The sequence below is a fragment of the Ochrobactrum sp. RH2CCR150 genome (assembly GCA_014138095.1).
GTDB lineage: Bacteria > Pseudomonadota > Alphaproteobacteria > Rhizobiales > Rhizobiaceae > Brucella > Brucella gambitense.
The window spans coordinates 44,764-59,442 of record JACGXE010000001.1 but is presented as its reverse complement, the minus strand read 5'-3'; the positions used below and the strand labels follow the sequence as shown (position 1 = coordinate 59,442).

The window sequence follows — 14,679 nt, the reverse complement described above, 5'->3', positions numbered from 1 at the left end:
TAGGGCAGTATGTTTTTACTGCCCTAGAGCATTTCCAGCAAAAGTGCGTAGCGATTTTGCGTAGGATAATGCGTAAAAACAAATAGATAGAGCGGTTCCACGATTCAGTTTTAACCGGAACCGCTCTATCTGTTGTCTTACTTCTTTTCGCTTGTGCGCGTCGCAGCCTGACGGCCAAAGTCCGGTGCATCCACTTCCTGACCAGCATCGATAATGCCGCGGCGTACCGCTCGGGTGCGGGTGAAGAGGTCGAACAATGCCTCTCCATCGCCCCAGCGGATCGAGCGCTGCAAGGACGCAAGGTCTTCCGAGAACCGTCCCAGCATTTCAAGGATGGCGTCCTTGTTGTGCAGGCAGACATCGCGCCACATGGTCGGGTCGGATGCCCCCAGACGCGTGAAATCGCGGAAGCCGGATGCGGAATATTTGATCACTTCCGATTTCGTCACCTGTTCCAGATCGCTGGCCGTGCCGACGATGTTGTAGGCGATGATATGCGGCAGATGCGAGACGATGGCCAGCACCAGATCGTGGTGCTGCGGGTCCATGTGATCGAGCCGTGAACCGCAGGCTGTCCAGAAGGCGGTGAGCTTTTCCAGTGCCGCTTCATCCGTGTCGGGAAGAGGCGTGAGGATGCACCAGCGATTGTTGAACAGCTCGGCAAAGCCCGCATCCGGGCCGGAATATTCCGTTCCTGCCAGCGGGTGGCCCGGAATGAAATGCACATTGGTGGGCAGTTCGGGCTGCATCTGCGCGATGACGGAAGCCTTGGTGGAGCCAACATCGGTGACGATGGCGCCCGGCTTCAGGCTTGCGGCAATCTGCTTTGCGACGGTGCCGGAAGAGCCGACTGGCACCGAGACGATAACCAGATCTGCATCCTTGACCGCTTCGGCGCTGTCGGTGGTGTAGCTGTCGCCGAGGGCCAGTTCCTCGGCGCGCTTCAGGGTTTCGGCGCTGCGGGTTGCAATTGCGATGTGCTTGGCAAGGCCTTCGCGACGGATGACGCGCGCCAGCGACGAACCGATGAGGCCGATACCGATCAGCGCGATTTTATCAAAATGGATCGTGGACATTGATCTTACTTTAAAAACTCGGTGAGTGCGGCGACTACGCCGCGATTGGCTTCTTCCGGTCCGACAGTCATGCGCAGCGCATTGGGGAAACCGTATCCGCCAACGCGGCGCAGAATATAACCACGCTTGGAAAGCCACTCATCCGCCTTGTCCGCCGAGTGCGCGGCGTCTTCAGGGAAATGGATCAGAAGGAAGTTCGTTACCGAAGGCGTGACCCGCAGGCCGAGCTTGGTGAACTCATCCGTCAGCCAGTTCAGCCAGGTGTCATTATAGGCGACCGACTTTTCGACATGATTGCGATCGCGAATGGCCGCAGCGCCCGCTGCAATGGCGGGCGCGTTCATGTTGAACGGACCACGAATGCGATTGACCGCGTCGATCACATGGGCAGGCGCATACATCCAGCCGATCCGCAGGCCCGGAAGACCGTGAATCTTCGAGAAGGTGCGGGTCATCACGACATTTTCGTTCGACGAAACGAGTTCGAGGCCAGCCTCGTAATCGTTGCGGCGCACATATTCGGCATAGGCTGCATCGAGGATGAAGAGGACATGCTTCGGCAGGCCCGCATGCAGGCGGCGCACTTCCTCAAACGGCAGATAGGTGCCGGTCGGGTTGGCCGGGTTGGCAATGAAGACCACCTTGGTGCGCGGCGTGATGCCAGCAAGAATGGCATCCACGTCGATGCGCTCATTGCTTTCCTTCACCGTCACCGGCGTTGCACCGGCTGCCAGTGTCTGGATCTTGTAAACGGCAAAGCCATGCTCGGTGATGATGGCTTCATCGCCGGGCGCAAGATAGGTCTGGCAGAGCAGGCCCAACAACTCGTCCGAACCATTGCCGCACAGGATATTGCCAATGTTCAACCCCTGCGTTTCGGCAATGGCCTCCCGCAGTGCGAGCGCTCGTCCGTCGGGATAAAGCTCCAGCTTTTCGCCCGCGTATCGATAGGCCTCCACCGCATGGGGGCTGGGACCGATCGGTGTCTCGTTGGAGGAGAGCTTATAGACCTTGGCAACGCCTTCCACATGTTCCTTGCCAGGCACGTAGGCTGCGATGTTGAGCAGGCCGGCCTTGGGCTGGGGACGGGAAAGGTTTTGCTGATCGGTCATGATTTTGGCTCCGCCAAAAGAACAGTGTTGCTTAACGGGACGCTCAAGGGATTTTGAGCCCCGATGCGACATAAACCGCCATTGGCGTGAAGTCGAGAAAAACCTTGTTTTCAGGGGAAAAGCGTCAGGTTTCCGCTTCTTTCTGCTTTGTTTTGCGTAGGCCCCCGACGGGAGTTCCAAGCACCGGCACAAAAACACGGCGGGACGAGCGCTGCGCAACCGGCAGGCCCTGATAGAGGCGCTTCTGTGCCTCCACAACCAGAACGCCGGAGAAAAGCGGCCACAGCCGCCGCCCCATGCCTTCGAGCGCCAGACAGGGGCGCATCATCCAGCGGCGCGTGGCGGGTGGAAAATGCAAGGCGTCGCTGACGGTGTTGACCGTGAAATTGGCTTCACGCAGCAAGGTGGAAAGCTGATCGCGACTATAGGGCCGACCGCTGCCGAAAGGTGTGTGTTCGAAGCGGGCCCAGACGCCGCGTCGGTTTGGCACGACGATCACCAGCCGCCCGTTGGGAGCCAGCACGCGCCACATTTCTTTGAGCGTTTCGGGCGCGCTTTCGGCATATTCCAGTGCATGGACCATCAAGATGCGGTCGATGGAGGAATCCGGCAGCGGCAGTTCTTCATCGAAGACCAGCGCGGTGCTGGATTTGTCAACCGAAGGCCAGGCTATGGCGCCTTGCCCTGCTGGCATGAATGCAAAAGTCCGCTCGGTATCGGCGCTGAACCGGTCGAGGTAGGGGAGGCAGTAGCCCATTCCGACGAGGCGCTCACCCGGCACGCGTTCCCAAAGACCCGCAATCGCCATGCGTATGGCGCGCTCGGCCAAATGACCGAGTGTCGTGTCGTAAAAGGAGCGCAGTTCGATAATGTCCGGATGCATGCGGGCACGCTATATCAAATCCTGTCATCGGGAAATGGATATAAGCCTGAGCCTGTTGACAGGCGGGGTGCATTTTTCTCAAACCATGCTATAGAGCGTGCCTTCTGCATGAGAGCGCCTCCCGAAAGTCTGAAACGACTTCGGGAGCCAGAAGCACAGCAAACGATCAGGAGAGAACCGACAATGCCAGAAGTCGGCGGCAAAACGATAGAAGTTCTGTTCAGCCCGGAAGATATTGCCGGTCGCAATCTTGAGCTGGCGAAGGCTATTGCCGAACGCAAGTTTCACAATCTGCTGACGATTTCCATTCTCAAGGGCTCGTTCATTTTCGCAGCTGATCTCATCCGCGCCATGCATGATGCAGGCGTGGAACCGGACGTCGAATTCATCACCGTTTCCAGCTATGGCAAGGGCACGACCAGCACCGAAGTTCGCCTTCTGCGCGATATCGACAGCGAAGTTCGTGACCGCGACGTGTTGTTGATCGATGATATTCTGGAATCAGGCAAGACGCTCAAATTCGTCCGCGAACTGATGCTGGAACGCGGTGCGCGCAGCGTCAGCATCGCCGTCCTGCTCGACAAGAGCGTGCGTCGCAAGGTTGATCTGGAGGCTGATTTCGTCGCGTTCGAATGCCCGGATTATTTTGTCGTCGGCTACGGCATGGACGTGGCCCATTCGTTCCGCCAGTTGCCCTATGTCGGACACGTCAAGGATTAACTCTCCAAACAGCTTCTAATCGAACTGTAACAGGCGCTGCAGATATTCCTTTTCCATCTGCGGCGTCAGCGCATTGCCAAGCTTGCGGCGGATTTCATCCAGAATTTCGCGTGCGCGCTGAATATCGATTTCACCCGGAATTTTGGTGCCGCTGCCGTCATCGGCTCCCATTCCCTGTTGGCGTCCGAGCGGATCGCGACCACGAGAGCCATTCGCGCCCTGACCCTGCTGGCCGTCCTGTCCCATCGCCTGCTGCATCTTCTGCATCATATCGCGCCCGGCACGGCGCAGGGCGTCGAGAGCGCTGCCCTGATTGTCATTGGCTTCCGCGCCCTCATTGCGTCCGAGCGCTTCGGCAGCATTGCCCATGGATTTTCCGGCATCGCCGAAATCCTTGCCGGGTTCAATCCCCATGCCTTTCAGGTCTTCTGTAAGCTTCTGCAATTCCTGCTGCAATTGCTGCTGTTGCTGTTGCAGCTTGCGCATGGCCTCAGCCGTCTTTTCATCAGTCTGGCCGCCCTGCTGCGAGCCGCCACCCTTGGAGCCGTCATCGCCGGGGAACAGGCCTTCCATGTCCTCGCCTTCGCCCTCTTCACCGGCACCCGGATTGCTGTCGAACTGGCGTTGTTGTTGCTGGTCGAGATTGAATGTCTCGTTCATCATCTGCTGCTGGCGACGCATCAGATCACCAAGCTTGTTCATCTGCTGCTGCATCTGGCCTTGCTGGCCCTGCTGTCCCTGACCTTGCTGGCCGGGTTGCGCCTGCCCCATCTGCAGATTGTTCATCAGGTCCTGCAATTGCGAGAGAAGCTGTTCGGCCTGATCGCGGGAACCCTGACGGGCCAGATTTTCGATCTGGTCCATCATGCGCTGTAGATCTTTTTCCGTCAGCATCCGCGCATTGGGATCGGGCGCTGACTGGCGTGCATTCGGGTTCTGCTGCTGGCGCTGGGCGAATTCGCGCAGGAAGTCCTGCATCGCCTTGCGCAGATCGGCGGTGAGCTTCTCGATCTCTTCCTGAGAGGCACCGTTTTGCAGGGCATTTTTGAGCGCTTCCTGCGCCTGACGCAAACGTTTTTCAGCTGCCGAAAGATTGCCGTCCTCAATACCCAGCGCCACCTGCCACATGTAATCGGCGGTATCACGCAGCGAATCATCGCTGCGGGCCAGGCGAAGCTTTGTGCGGATGGTTACGAGGCCGAGATAATGCGCGGCGTTCTTGATCGTTTCTTCCGGGCGCAGCATCAGCGCCGAGAGCATGTCCAGCACGTGATCACGCTGATTGGCGTCAAGCGCCAGAATACGCCGCTGTTCGGCAATTGCGCGTGCGAGCGGGTTGCTGAATGGGCGTTCGGGAAGCGTTATCACCTTGGTTTCGCTGCGGCCAACCTGACCCGCCGCGTCGGTGACGACGAGGGTCAGTGCCACTTTCTGGCCAGCCCATGGATGTTCGGTCAGGTCCTTCGAGGTGGTGGCTTCTTTCACGCCACGGCGTGGCAGTGCGAGCGGCAGTTCGGGTGCTTCGTAAAGCGGGGCGGCCTCTTCGTCTTCATCGATTTCCAGCGGCACGATTTCGGCAAAAGCCTTGGCCGGCGCATAGTCGTCATCGATTTCATAGGTGAGTTGCAGCGTGCCGTTCAGCGCTCGGCCGGGTTCCTTGGTAAAGCGGATTGTCGGCGGCGTGTCCGGCGTCACCGCGAATTTCCAGCGCGCGTCGGTGCCGGAAAGCGTCAGGGTTTCGTCTTCGCGCAAATCATAACGGAAGTTGCGGCTGCCCTCGACAGCGCTTTCTTCCGGCGTCTGTACCGGCCTCAGCCCCTTGGCTTCCGTCTGCTCTTCCTTTGGTGCGACAGGCTGGACTTCCCGCTGCTCGCCTTCTGCATTGGTTGCGGTCAGGCGTTCCGAACTGCCTCCGATGACGCGAACCGAAAGCACACTGCCTTCCGGGACCGTGATCGCGTCGGCATTGCGGGCGTTGTCGGCGCTGACTGTCAGGAAAACCGGCGCGCGGCCCGTATAGCGTGGTGGCGTCACCCAGGCATCGACACGGGCAACAGCACCGCCTTCACCCGGACGAATGTGAAACGCATCGGCAATGCGCCCGCTGCCGGAGCTGGACGTATAAGCGAGCGCCGTGACGAACAACAGCGCCACGGCGGCGCGCAGTCCGTAAGGATCGCGTTCAGGAAGGCGCGGTCGCGGCAGGCCGGATTGCAGGTTCTTCAGCCGTTCGGCCATGCGGCGCTGGTGTTCGCGCCAAAGAGCCTGCGAGAAAGGGTCATGGGTGCCGGTGGCCATATGGCCGGACTGCACGGCCAACGGTTCATGCACAAGGCCATTCACCGCTTCGATCCGCGCCGTGACATCGTCTTCGGTCGGTCGACGGAAGCGGGAAGGGAGATAGAGCGCAACCAGCCCCGCCAGTGCGAAGATCGTCAGCGCGGCGATATGCAGCCAGCGCGGCATCATGCCAAACAGGCCAAACCAGCTGATGCTTGCGAAAAGCGCTGCCAGCAGAATCAGCGGCAGGACCAGCGGCCACAGACGCTCAAACCCGACAGTCAGGAAGGTGCGCAGACGCAGACGCCGTAACAGCGCGCCATCGCCTGAAAACAGGCGCAAAAAGGCATCCCGCATCAATCGCGGCTTATCCTTCTTGTCGTGGCCTTGATCCGTCATCCGGGCTTTCTGCTCTGTCTGCCAGTGTGCAATCGAATGACAGGATAACATGCATCATGGCAAAGGCGAGGCTTTGCCATGATTAATTGGGCCATGATTAATATGGACCATGATCCAAATGGACTACAGCCAGTCCGGAATGGAATCGAGCGCAAGCAGCTCTTCGTAAGTGTGGCGTGGGCGAACGACATGGTAACGGTCGCCATCCACCAGAACTTCTGGCACCAGAAGGCGGCTGTTATAGGTGCTCGACAGAACCGCGCCGTAAGCACCAGCCGTACTGACGGCGATCAGGTCGCCGGGCGCTGGCTTGGTCGTTTCGCGGTCGAGGCCGAGATAGTCGCCCGTTTCGCAGACGGGGCCGACAAAATCGGCGCGGATGCGCGGCGCATCGTCCTTCGCCAGCTTGACGGGACGGATATCGTGGAATGCTTCATAAAGCGTCGGGCGGATGAGATCGTTCATCGCGGCATCGACGATGATGAAGTTCTTCGCATCGCCTTCCTTGACGAAAATCACTTCCGTCACCAGTAGACCGGCATTCCCGACAATCAGACGGCCCGGCTCGAAAACGGTCTTCAGCCCGAGCGGCTTGATGTGCTTGGCGACAATCTCCGCATAGGCCACGGGCAGCGGCGGCGGGTTATTGTCGGTGCGGTAGGGAATGCCCAACCCGCCGCCGACATCGACATGGCGGATATTGTGGCCATCGGCGCGCAATTCCGTCACCAGCTGCGCCATCAGCGCAAAGGCATTGTCGAAGGGTTCCAGATCGATGATCTGGCTGCCGATATGCATATCGATGCCGACCACGTTGATGCCCGGCAGGCTCGCCGCACGAGCATAGGCCTCGCGCGCCTTGACGCGCGGAATGCCAAACTTGTTTTCAGACTTGCCGGTCGAGATCTTGGCGTGGGTCTTGGCGTCAACATCCGGATTGATGCGCAGCGATACCGAGGCAACCTTGCCAGCGGCGACCGCACGGGCCGAGAGGATTTCCAGCTCCGGCTCGGATTCGACATTGAAGCAGTAGATACCGGCCTGCAGTGCAAAATCCATTTCGCGCGGCGTCTTGCCGACGCCCGAAAAGACGATCTTGCTGGCGGGAATGCCTGCGGCAAGCGCACGACGAATTTCGCCTTCCGAAACGGTATCGGCACCGGCGCCGAGTTTCGCCAGCGTCTTCAGCACCGCCAGGTTCGAGTTGGCCTTCAACGCATAGGCGACCAGCGGCTCCATGTCGGCGAAAGCTTCGCTGAACACCCGGAAATGACGCTCGATCGTGGCGCGGGAATAGACATAGAACGGCGTGCCGACTGCATTGGCGATTTCAGGCAGGCTGACATTTTCGGCGTGCAGCACGCCGTCGCGATATTCAAAATGATTCACGGAAGATAGTCCTTCTGGGAACTAGAGCAGCTTATCAAGAATGAAAGGCTTGTCTTCCTTGGGTTTCGGCTTGGTATGCCCCTGATCGTCGGTGATCAGTGATGACGGCGGCGGCTCCAGCGGGCCCTTGCGTCCACAGGCGGCAAGTGTGGCCGCGAGTGCGGCGATCATAAGCACGGTAGAAATAGCGGAGCGGCCTGTCATCAGCTTTGGTTCCTGAATCAAAATCTTGGTTGCGCTAGCTGTAACGCAAAATTCTCAAGAGTGAAATCACCCGTTGCCCGGATGATTTCACATGACTTTATCTTGAACGGCGATCAGTGTTTGAATCAAAAAGCGACAGGCCGTGGCGAAAATGGTGATTTCGAGAACCGGAGCGCAGCGTACTTTTGGGTACGTGAGCACCGGAAGCGCAGAAATTGCCATTTGCAGACCGGCATGGCGACTTTTAGATCAGACACTCACGCCTTCACGATACGCTTTTTCCAGTACCGGATCTGGCGGCGCACTTCCTGCGGGGCGGTACCGCCGAAGGACTGGCGGCTCTTGACCGATTTCTCGACCGTGAGATAGCCGAAGATCGCATCGGTGATGCCGGGATGGATCGATTGCAGCTCTTCCAGTGAGAGCTTGGCGAGGTCGACCTTGCGGCTTTCCGCCAGAGCAACAGCGCGGCCGGTGACGTGATGCGCTTCACGGAAGGGCAGGCCCAGTTCCCGTACCAGCCAGTCGGCCAGATCGGTTGCTGTGGAATAGCCCGAACCGGCAGCCTTCTTCATGGATGCGACATTGATGGTCAGGTCGCGCACCATGCCAGCCATGGCGGCAATGGCGAGTTCCAGATTTTCGGCAGCGTCGAAGACCTGTTCCTTGTCTTCCTGCATGTCCTTGGAATAGGCGAGCGGCAGGCCCTTCATGATGGTCAGAAGTGCAACCAGCGAACCGTTGATGCGGCCGGTCTTGGCGCGAACCAGTTCTGCGGCATCCGGGTTTTTCTTTTGCGGCATGATCGACGAGCCGGTGGAGAAGGCGTCGGACAGGCGCACAAAGTTGAACTGCGGCGTGGACCAGATGACGATTTCTTCCGCAAGACGCGACAGATGACCGGCGCAGATCGATGCAAGCGAAAGGAATTCCAGCGCATAGTCGCGGTCGGAAACGCTGTCGAGCGAGTTGCGCGTCGGTTCGCGGAAGCCGAGCGTCTTTGCCGTCATGTGGCGGTCGATCGGGAAACCGGTGCCTGCAAGGGCTGCGGCACCCAGTGGCGATTCATCCATGCGCTCGATTGCGTCGCGCACGCGGGACAGATCGCGGCCAAACATTTCCACATAGGCCATGCAATGATGGCCGAAAGTGACAGGCTGCGCGGTCTGGAGGTGGGTGAAGCCCGGCATCACCGTCGCCGCATGTTCTTCGGCGCGCTCCAGAAAAGCTTCGATCAGGTTTTTCAGGGCGACGGCAGTCTTTTCCATTTCCTGCTTGACCCAGAGACGGAAATCGACGGCCACCTGATCGTTGCGCGAGCGAGCGGTGTGCAGGCGTCCGGCGGAGGGGCCGATCAGATCAGCCAGCCGCGCCTCGATGTTCATGTGAATGTCTTCGAGCTTGCGTGAGAAGGTGAACTTGCCGTCCTCAATTTCCTTGAGAATGGTTTTCAGGCCCTGCTCGATCTGCTTGTGATCGTCTGCCGTAATGATGCCCGTCTTTGCGAGCATGGCTGCATGTGCGAGCGAGCCTTGAATGTCTTGCGCGTAGAGCTTGCGGTCGAAGCCGATCGATGCATTGATCTCTTCCATGATCGCATCGGGTCCTGAGGCAAAACGGCCGCCCCACATCTGATTGCTTGATTTTTGTTCGCTCATGCTCATATGCCCCGAGTGACGATTTGGCCGGATAATAGAAAGAAGTGACGCGACATGGCAGAAGACAACGAAAAGGCGAAATCGGGAAATCGCAAGATCGTCCTTCTTGCAGCCCTTGCCGGTGTCATTGCCGGTATTGGGGCGGTATACGTGATGGAGCGCCCCTCTGGCAATGTGGTAGCCGCTAATGTTTCGTCCGAAAATGACGAAGCGTCCGCCCAATGTGCCCTCAAGGCCGATTCCCTGAAGGGGCTGGACGCGGCTGCAACCGGTGGCGTGGCTGCCATGCGCCCGGCGGAAAAACCGATTTCCGTTGCTCATCTGGCTTTCACCGGCCCCGACGGCAAGCAGATGACGCTTGGTGATTATAAGGGCAAGACGCTTCTCGTTAATCTCTGGGCGACCTGGTGCGCGCCATGCCGCGAGGAAATGCCCGCCCTCGACAAATTGCAGGCCGAAAAGGGCGGCAATGATTTCGATGTCGTGGCGATCAATATCGACACAGGTTCCGACGACAAGCCGAAGGGCTTTCTGAGCGAAATCGGCATCAAGAATCTTGCTTTGCACCGCGATGCGACCATGGCGAGCTTCAATGAGCTGAAGCGGAAAAACCTCGCTTTCGGCCTGCCTGTCACGCTTCTGGTCGACAAGGAAGGCTGTCAGATCGCATCGATGAACGGTCCTGCTCCATGGGAAGGGCCTGACGCCATGAAACTGATCGAAGCAGCGCAGAAACTTTAGCTCTCGACAAAGTCCGGAATTGGTGGCTTGCTCCTTTTTCGAAGGAGACATCCCATGAGCCTCGACGTCTGGCTGGCATTCACCGCTGCATCCATCGTGCTTCTGATCATTCCGGGGCCGACGGTTCTGCTCGTCGTTTCCTATGCGCTGGGGCAGGGCTGGAAGACGGCTTTTCCGATGGCGGTGGGGGTGGCGCTTGGCGATTTTACGGCCATGACCCTGTCGATGTTAGGCGTGGGCGCGCTGCTTGCGGCTTCTGCAACGGTGTTCACGGCGGTCAAATGGATAGGCGCTGCCTATCTCGTCTGGCTGGGCATCAAGCTATTCCGGGCAGGCGGTACGATGAACGCCAAGGCGCGGCATGACAAGGTGCATCCGGCAAAGATGCTGGTTCACGCCTGGCTGGTGACAGCTCTCAATCCAAAAAGCATCACCTTCTTCGTGGCGTTTCTGCCGCAGTTTCTCAGCCCGCATCGGGATTTTCTGACCCAGATGCTGGTTTTTGAGAGCACATTTCTGGTGCTCGCCTTCCTCAATGCCTTCGCTTATGCGCTGACGGCGGCGCGGGCGCGGCGCTTCTTTGCCAGCGAGCGAGCCCTGCGGATTTTCAACCGTGCGGGCGGAACCTTGCTGATCGGCGCTGGTGTTGCGACTGCAACGATCCGGTCAAGCTGAGGTAAAACCGGCCCGTTTCAGACGCACAATGGCGAGATCGAGCGCCGACAGAAAGGCCGAGCGGTCCTTCGGTGAAAATGGCGCGGGGCCTCCGGTGATTTCTCCGGCGGAGCGTAGCGAATCCATCAGATTGCGTGTCGCAAGCGTGTTGCCGATGGTGCTCTGCGTGTGAACGCGCCCATTGGGCGCAATAACCGATGCGCCCTTTTCAAGCGAGCGGCTGGCGAGCGGAATATCGGCGGTGATGACGATTGCCCCCGGTTGCGCATTTTCTGCGATCCAGTCGTCCGCCGCGTCCAGCTTGTCCGATACGATAACCCGTTCCACCCGCTCCGCATCGCGCGGGATTGCCATGTGACTGTTGGCAACCAGCACCACCGGAAGATTGTGCCGCTCGGCGACGCGATAGATTTCAGCCTTCACCGGACAGGCATCGGCGTCGACAAGAATGCGGATCGTGTTGGTTTCAGCGGTCATCCGTTCTCCATAAAAGGACCAGCGCCTTTTGGCAAATTGAACGCTGCAATCAGATTTATGCGATAGGTGTTTCTGGCGAAGCGGTATATGGCGGGCCAGAATAAGAGAGTTTGCCATGGCCGCCCGTTTCTTCCCCATCATGTTTGTTCTGCTCTGGGCCACTGGCTTTATCGGGGCCGGGCTATCCATGCCTTATGCAGAACCCTTCACTTTCATGGCGGTGCGGTTCTCCATTGCGGCAGTCATTATGACGCTCTGGGCGCTGGCAAGCAGGGCTGCGTGGCCAAAGGGGGCGACGCTGGTTCATGCGGCCATTGCCGGTTGCCTGATCCACGGCGCTTATCTCTCCGCACTGTTCTGGGCCGTGCATCACGGTCTGCCCGCTGGCATGTCGGGTCTCGTGGCGGGTCTGCAACCCATGCTCACCACGCTGATCGCCGCCATGCTTCTCGGAGAAAGAGCAAGCGGGCGTCAGTGGACGGGGCTGCTAGTCGGCTTTCTCGGCGTGGCGATGGTCGTCTGGCCGAAGTTTTCGGCTGGCAGCGGCGTTGATCCGAAAAGCCTTGCAGCGGCTTTTTTCGCTGTGATGGCCATCAGCACGGGCACGGTCTGGCAAAAGCGTTTTGGAACCACCGGCGATTTGAAGACAGGCACTGCGGTTCAGTATATCGCCGCCGCTACGCTGACTGCTATCTGTGCCTTTGCGTTCGAAACCCGGGTGATGATCTGGTCTCCGCAACTCATTTTCGCGCTGGTCTGGCTGACGCTGGCGATTTCCATCGGTGCTATTCTGGCGCTTCTTGTGATGATCCGCGAGGGCGCGATGTCGAAAGTCGCATCGCTGTTTTATCTCGTGCCGGGCACTGCGGCGATCATGGCCTATCTGATTTTTGGCGAGACACTCGGTCCGATCCAGATTGCAGGTATGATCGTCACCACGCTTGGCGTGGCCCTGACGACCATGAAGCGCTAATTACTCTACAATCAAATCCGGTTGCTGCTCGCGTTTGCGGAAATTCATGATCGCAGCATTGATTTCCGCGCCGATGATGAAGATCGCTGACAGCATGTAGAGAAAGACGATTGCCACCATGATCGAGGCAAGGCCCGCATAGGTGGAGACATAATTCGCAAAAGTCTCCAGATATTTTGCGAAGGCGGTTGCCGAGGCTAGCCAGGCAAGAAGCGTGATGATGATGCCGGGCAGGATATCGCCAAGGCTGCGGCGACCGGCAGGCAGCCAGATATGCACCATGAAAAGCGCCAGAACCAGAACCGCCACGGCGACACTATAGCGCCAGAAGGCGATGGTACCGGTAAACGGCGCGATGTCGGGAAACCATTGCTCGGCAATGCGCACCGCGAGCGGGGCCAGAACCAAGAGGAAGCTGATCGCCATCAGGCTGAGTGTGCCGACCAGAACGAAACCGAGGCTTTGCAGGCGGCAAAAGATGATCGAGCGCTGGTCGGTGACGCGATAGGCGCGGTTGAGCGCGATGCGCAGCGCCTCCACGCCGTTGGAGGCAAAGTACGCAGCGGCGATCACACTCAGCGTCAAAAGCCCACGGCGCTGAACCGTCAGAACATTGGTCACTTCATTGGCGATGGGAGCTGCGATGTTCGACGGCCACATGTCGAAAATGACATGCACCGCTGTTTGAGCAAATTCCTTGGTACCGAGAAAGCTCGCCAGCGAGGTTGCGAAGATCAGGAAGGGAAACAGCGCCATCAGGCCAGACAGAGCGATGTGACTTGCAAAAGCCCAGCCATCATCTGAACTGAAATGACCGATGACATCGTAGGTAATCTGGCGGAGAAAACGCCTGACTTTTCGCATCCGCAGATTTTACCCCTTCGGTCATTGGCCCAAGTTTCAGACACTTAAATCTAGCATCGCCTGTCAGATTGCAAGGGTTACGCCGTTTTAAAGCCCTTGCGAATCAAGCACTGTGGTGGAAACGCGGCGGCAGGACAGGACGAAATGGCAGAGGAACGTGCAAATCGCAGCATCATCATAACCGGCTGTTCGTCCGGCATCGGTGCTTATTGTGCGGAAGCTTTGCATCGTCGCGGATGGCGGGTCTTTGCCACCGCTCGCAAGGAGCAGGATATCGCCGCCCTGCAAGCAAAGGGGATGGCGGCCTATTATCTTGATTATGCCGAGCCGGACTCCATCGCCGCCCTTGCGGAGGAAGTGTTGCGCAAGACGGATGGCAGGCTGGATGCGCTTTTCAATAATGGCGCTTATGCCCAGCCGGGCGCGGTCGAGGACTTGCCGGTGGAAGCGCTTCGAGCGCAGTTCGAATCCAACTTCTTCGGCTGGCATGACTTGACGCGACGGGTGGTGCCCGTCATGCGCGCCCAGGGGCACGGACGCATTGTTCATTGTTCGTCGATATTGGGGCTGGTGCCCATGAAATGGCGCGGCGCTTATGTCGCGTCCAAATTCGCCATTGAAGGGCTGATGCTGGCGCAGCGCATGGAGCTTGAAGGTTCCGGTGTGGAGGTTTCGCTGATCGAGCCGGGACCGATTGCATCGCAATTCACCTATAACGCCGCCCGTCATGCGCAAGCCAATATCGATCTGGAAGCCTCCGTGCATCGTGAGCTTTATCAGCGCCAGATGGCCAAGCTGACAAGCGGCGGCACCAAATCAAAGAACAAGCTTGGACCGGAAGCCGTCTATGATGTACTGCTTCACGCATTGGAGGCGCCGCGTCCACGCCCGCATTACGCGGTAACGAGACCGGCGAAACTGGGAATTCTGGCGCGCCGCCTGATGCCGTCGCGCTGGCTTTACCGGATGCTGTCCGATCAGTCTTGAAAATTCAATAGACTGCGGATGATGGGAAGGGAACAAGATGGACGTTGTGTTCAAAGGCGCAGCCATGGTGGCCATGCTCGCCGTGGCGATTGTGTTGATCATTGGCCTGCGCAATATGATGCGCGGCGGTGATGCGAATTTTTCCAACAAGATGATGCAGTTACGTGTATTCCTGCAGTTCATCGCAATCGTTCTGATCGTGGGCGCAATCTATTTCGCGCGGCATACCGGCGGACAGTAA

The 14,679-nt window shown here is 58.6% G+C and carries 15 protein-coding genes; 6 read left to right on the top strand and 9 right to left on the bottom strand.

Going from position 1 to position 14,679, the window contains the following annotated elements; genetic code table 11:
* Positions 1–137: 137 nt before the first annotated feature.
* The 3 genes from FHW03_RS00265 to FHW03_RS00255 all read right to left on the bottom strand — a co-directional run bounded on the left by FHW03_RS00265 (position 138) and on the right by FHW03_RS00255 (position 3,071).
* On the bottom strand, positions 138–1,076 hold the full coding sequence (locus FHW03_RS00265) for a prephenate/arogenate dehydrogenase family protein (RefSeq protein ID WP_182518850.1): 939 nt from the start codon (positions 1,074–1,076) through the stop codon (positions 138–140).
* A gap of 5 nt (positions 1,077–1,081) precedes the next feature.
* The gene (gene hisC / locus FHW03_RS00260) at positions 1,082–2,188 is read right to left on the bottom strand and encodes a histidinol-phosphate transaminase (protein ID WP_182518849.1); all 1,107 of its coding nucleotides are present in this window, start codon (positions 2,186–2,188) and stop codon (positions 1,082–1,084) included.
* A gap of 124 nt (positions 2,189–2,312) precedes the next feature.
* Positions 2,313–3,071: a class I SAM-dependent methyltransferase gene (locus FHW03_RS00255; RefSeq protein ID WP_182518848.1), complete on the bottom strand. Its 759-nt coding sequence runs from the start codon at positions 3,069–3,071 to the stop codon at positions 2,313–2,315.
* A gap of 183 nt (positions 3,072–3,254) precedes the next feature.
* Between FHW03_RS00255 and hpt the strand changes: the two genes are divergently transcribed.
* Entirely contained in the window at positions 3,255–3,791 is a 537-nt protein-coding gene (gene hpt, locus FHW03_RS00250; RefSeq protein ID WP_078337512.1) for a hypoxanthine phosphoribosyltransferase, read from the top strand.
* A gap of 15 nt (positions 3,792–3,806) precedes the next feature.
* On the opposite strand, the gene FHW03_RS00245 is transcribed toward hpt, so the two are convergent.
* The 4 genes from FHW03_RS00245 to argH form a co-directional block, all read right to left on the bottom strand.
* Positions 3,807–6,470: a TIGR02302 family protein gene (locus tag FHW03_RS00245; protein ID WP_182518847.1), complete on the bottom strand. Its 2,664-nt coding sequence runs from the start codon at positions 6,468–6,470 to the stop codon at positions 3,807–3,809.
* A 123-nt stretch (positions 6,471–6,593) separates the two neighbouring features.
* Entirely contained in the window at positions 6,594–7,859 is a 1,266-nt protein-coding gene (lysA, locus tag FHW03_RS00240; protein ID WP_182518846.1) for a diaminopimelate decarboxylase, read from the bottom strand.
* Between the two features lie 21 nt (positions 7,860–7,880).
* The gene (locus tag FHW03_RS00235; RefSeq protein WP_078337809.1) at positions 7,881–8,063 is read right to left on the bottom strand and encodes a lipoprotein; all 183 of its coding nucleotides are present in this window, start codon (positions 8,061–8,063) and stop codon (positions 7,881–7,883) included.
* A 257-nt stretch (positions 8,064–8,320) separates the two neighbouring features.
* Positions 8,321–9,721: an argininosuccinate lyase gene (gene argH, locus FHW03_RS00230; RefSeq protein WP_078337509.1), complete on the bottom strand. Its 1,401-nt coding sequence runs from the start codon at positions 9,719–9,721 to the stop codon at positions 8,321–8,323.
* Positions 9,722–9,775: 54 nt separating this feature from the next.
* On the opposite strand from argH, the gene FHW03_RS00225 reads away from it, so the two are divergent.
* Together FHW03_RS00225 and FHW03_RS00220 are read left to right on the top strand one after the other, a co-directional pair.
* A complete protein-coding gene (locus FHW03_RS00225; RefSeq protein WP_182518845.1) occupies positions 9,776–10,462 on the top strand; it encodes a TlpA disulfide reductase family protein in 687 nt (228 codons plus the stop codon).
* 54 nt (positions 10,463–10,516) lie between these two features.
* Entirely contained in the window at positions 10,517–11,137 is a 621-nt protein-coding gene (locus FHW03_RS00220; protein ID WP_113533789.1) for a LysE family translocator, read from the top strand.
* Here FHW03_RS00220 and FHW03_RS00215 read toward each other — a convergent pair.
* On the bottom strand, positions 11,129–11,614 hold the full coding sequence (locus FHW03_RS00215; protein ID WP_182518844.1) for a YaiI/YqxD family protein: 486 nt from the start codon (positions 11,612–11,614) through the stop codon (positions 11,129–11,131). The two genes, FHW03_RS00220 and FHW03_RS00215, sit on opposite strands and share 9 nt — an antisense overlap.
* A 115-nt stretch (positions 11,615–11,729) precedes the next feature.
* On the opposite strand from FHW03_RS00215, the gene FHW03_RS00210 reads away from it, so the two are divergent.
* Positions 11,730–12,587 (top strand): DMT family transporter, encoded by an 858-nt coding sequence (locus FHW03_RS00210; RefSeq protein ID WP_182518843.1) that lies wholly within the window; start codon positions 11,730–11,732, stop codon positions 12,585–12,587.
* On the opposite strand, the gene FHW03_RS00205 is transcribed toward FHW03_RS00210, so the two are convergent.
* Positions 12,588–13,451 (bottom strand): YihY/virulence factor BrkB family protein, encoded by an 864-nt coding sequence (locus FHW03_RS00205; protein WP_182518842.1) that lies wholly within the window; start codon positions 13,449–13,451, stop codon positions 12,588–12,590. It abuts the gene before it with no gap.
* Positions 13,452–13,595: 144 nt separating this feature from the next.
* Here FHW03_RS00205 and FHW03_RS00200 point away from each other — a divergent pair, with 144 nt between their 5' ends.
* Positions 13,596–14,438 (top strand): SDR family oxidoreductase, encoded by an 843-nt coding sequence (locus tag FHW03_RS00200; protein ID WP_182518841.1) that lies wholly within the window; start codon positions 13,596–13,598, stop codon positions 14,436–14,438.
* A 37-nt stretch (positions 14,439–14,475) separates the two neighbouring features.
* Positions 14,476–14,679: a twin transmembrane helix small protein gene (locus FHW03_RS00195; protein WP_078337504.1), complete on the top strand. Its 204-nt coding sequence runs from the start codon at positions 14,476–14,478 to the stop codon at positions 14,677–14,679.

What these genes read in the sequence shown, in the direction of transcription:
- FHW03_RS00265 (WP_182518850.1), bottom strand. Translation starts at nt 1,076, where the DNA reads ATGTCCACGATCCATTTTGATAAAATCGCGCTGATCGGTATCGGCCTC.
- hisC (WP_182518849.1), bottom strand. Translation starts at nt 2,188, where the DNA reads ATGACCGATCAGCAAAACCTTTCCCGTCCCCAGCCCAAGGCCGGCCTG.
- FHW03_RS00255 (WP_182518848.1), bottom strand. Translation starts at nt 3,071, where the DNA reads ATGCATCCGGACATTATCGAACTGCGCTCCTTTTACGACACGACACTC.
- hpt (WP_078337512.1), top strand. Translation starts at nt 3,255, where the DNA reads ATGCCAGAAGTCGGCGGCAAAACGATAGAAGTTCTGTTCAGCCCGGAA.
- FHW03_RS00245 (WP_182518847.1), bottom strand. Translation starts at nt 6,470, where the DNA reads ATGACGGATCAAGGCCACGACAAGAAGGATAAGCCGCGATTGATGCGG.
- FHW03_RS00235 (WP_078337809.1), bottom strand. Translation starts at nt 8,063, where the DNA reads ATGACAGGCCGCTCCGCTATTTCTACCGTGCTTATGATCGCCGCACTC.
- argH (WP_078337509.1), bottom strand. Translation starts at nt 9,721, where the DNA reads ATGAGCGAACAAAAATCAAGCAATCAGATGTGGGGCGGCCGTTTTGCC.
- FHW03_RS00225 (WP_182518845.1), top strand. Translation starts at nt 9,776, where the DNA reads ATGGCAGAAGACAACGAAAAGGCGAAATCGGGAAATCGCAAGATCGTC.
- FHW03_RS00220 (WP_113533789.1), top strand. Translation starts at nt 10,517, where the DNA reads ATGAGCCTCGACGTCTGGCTGGCATTCACCGCTGCATCCATCGTGCTT.
- FHW03_RS00215 (WP_182518844.1), bottom strand. Translation starts at nt 11,614, where the DNA reads ATGACCGCTGAAACCAACACGATCCGCATTCTTGTCGACGCCGATGCC.
- FHW03_RS00210 (WP_182518843.1), top strand. Translation starts at nt 11,730, where the DNA reads ATGGCCGCCCGTTTCTTCCCCATCATGTTTGTTCTGCTCTGGGCCACT.
- FHW03_RS00205 (WP_182518842.1), bottom strand. Translation starts at nt 13,451, where the DNA reads ATGCGAAAAGTCAGGCGTTTTCTCCGCCAGATTACCTACGATGTCATC.
- FHW03_RS00200 (WP_182518841.1), top strand. Translation starts at nt 13,596, where the DNA reads ATGGCAGAGGAACGTGCAAATCGCAGCATCATCATAACCGGCTGTTCG.
- FHW03_RS00195 (WP_078337504.1), top strand. Translation starts at nt 14,476, where the DNA reads ATGGACGTTGTGTTCAAAGGCGCAGCCATGGTGGCCATGCTCGCCGTG.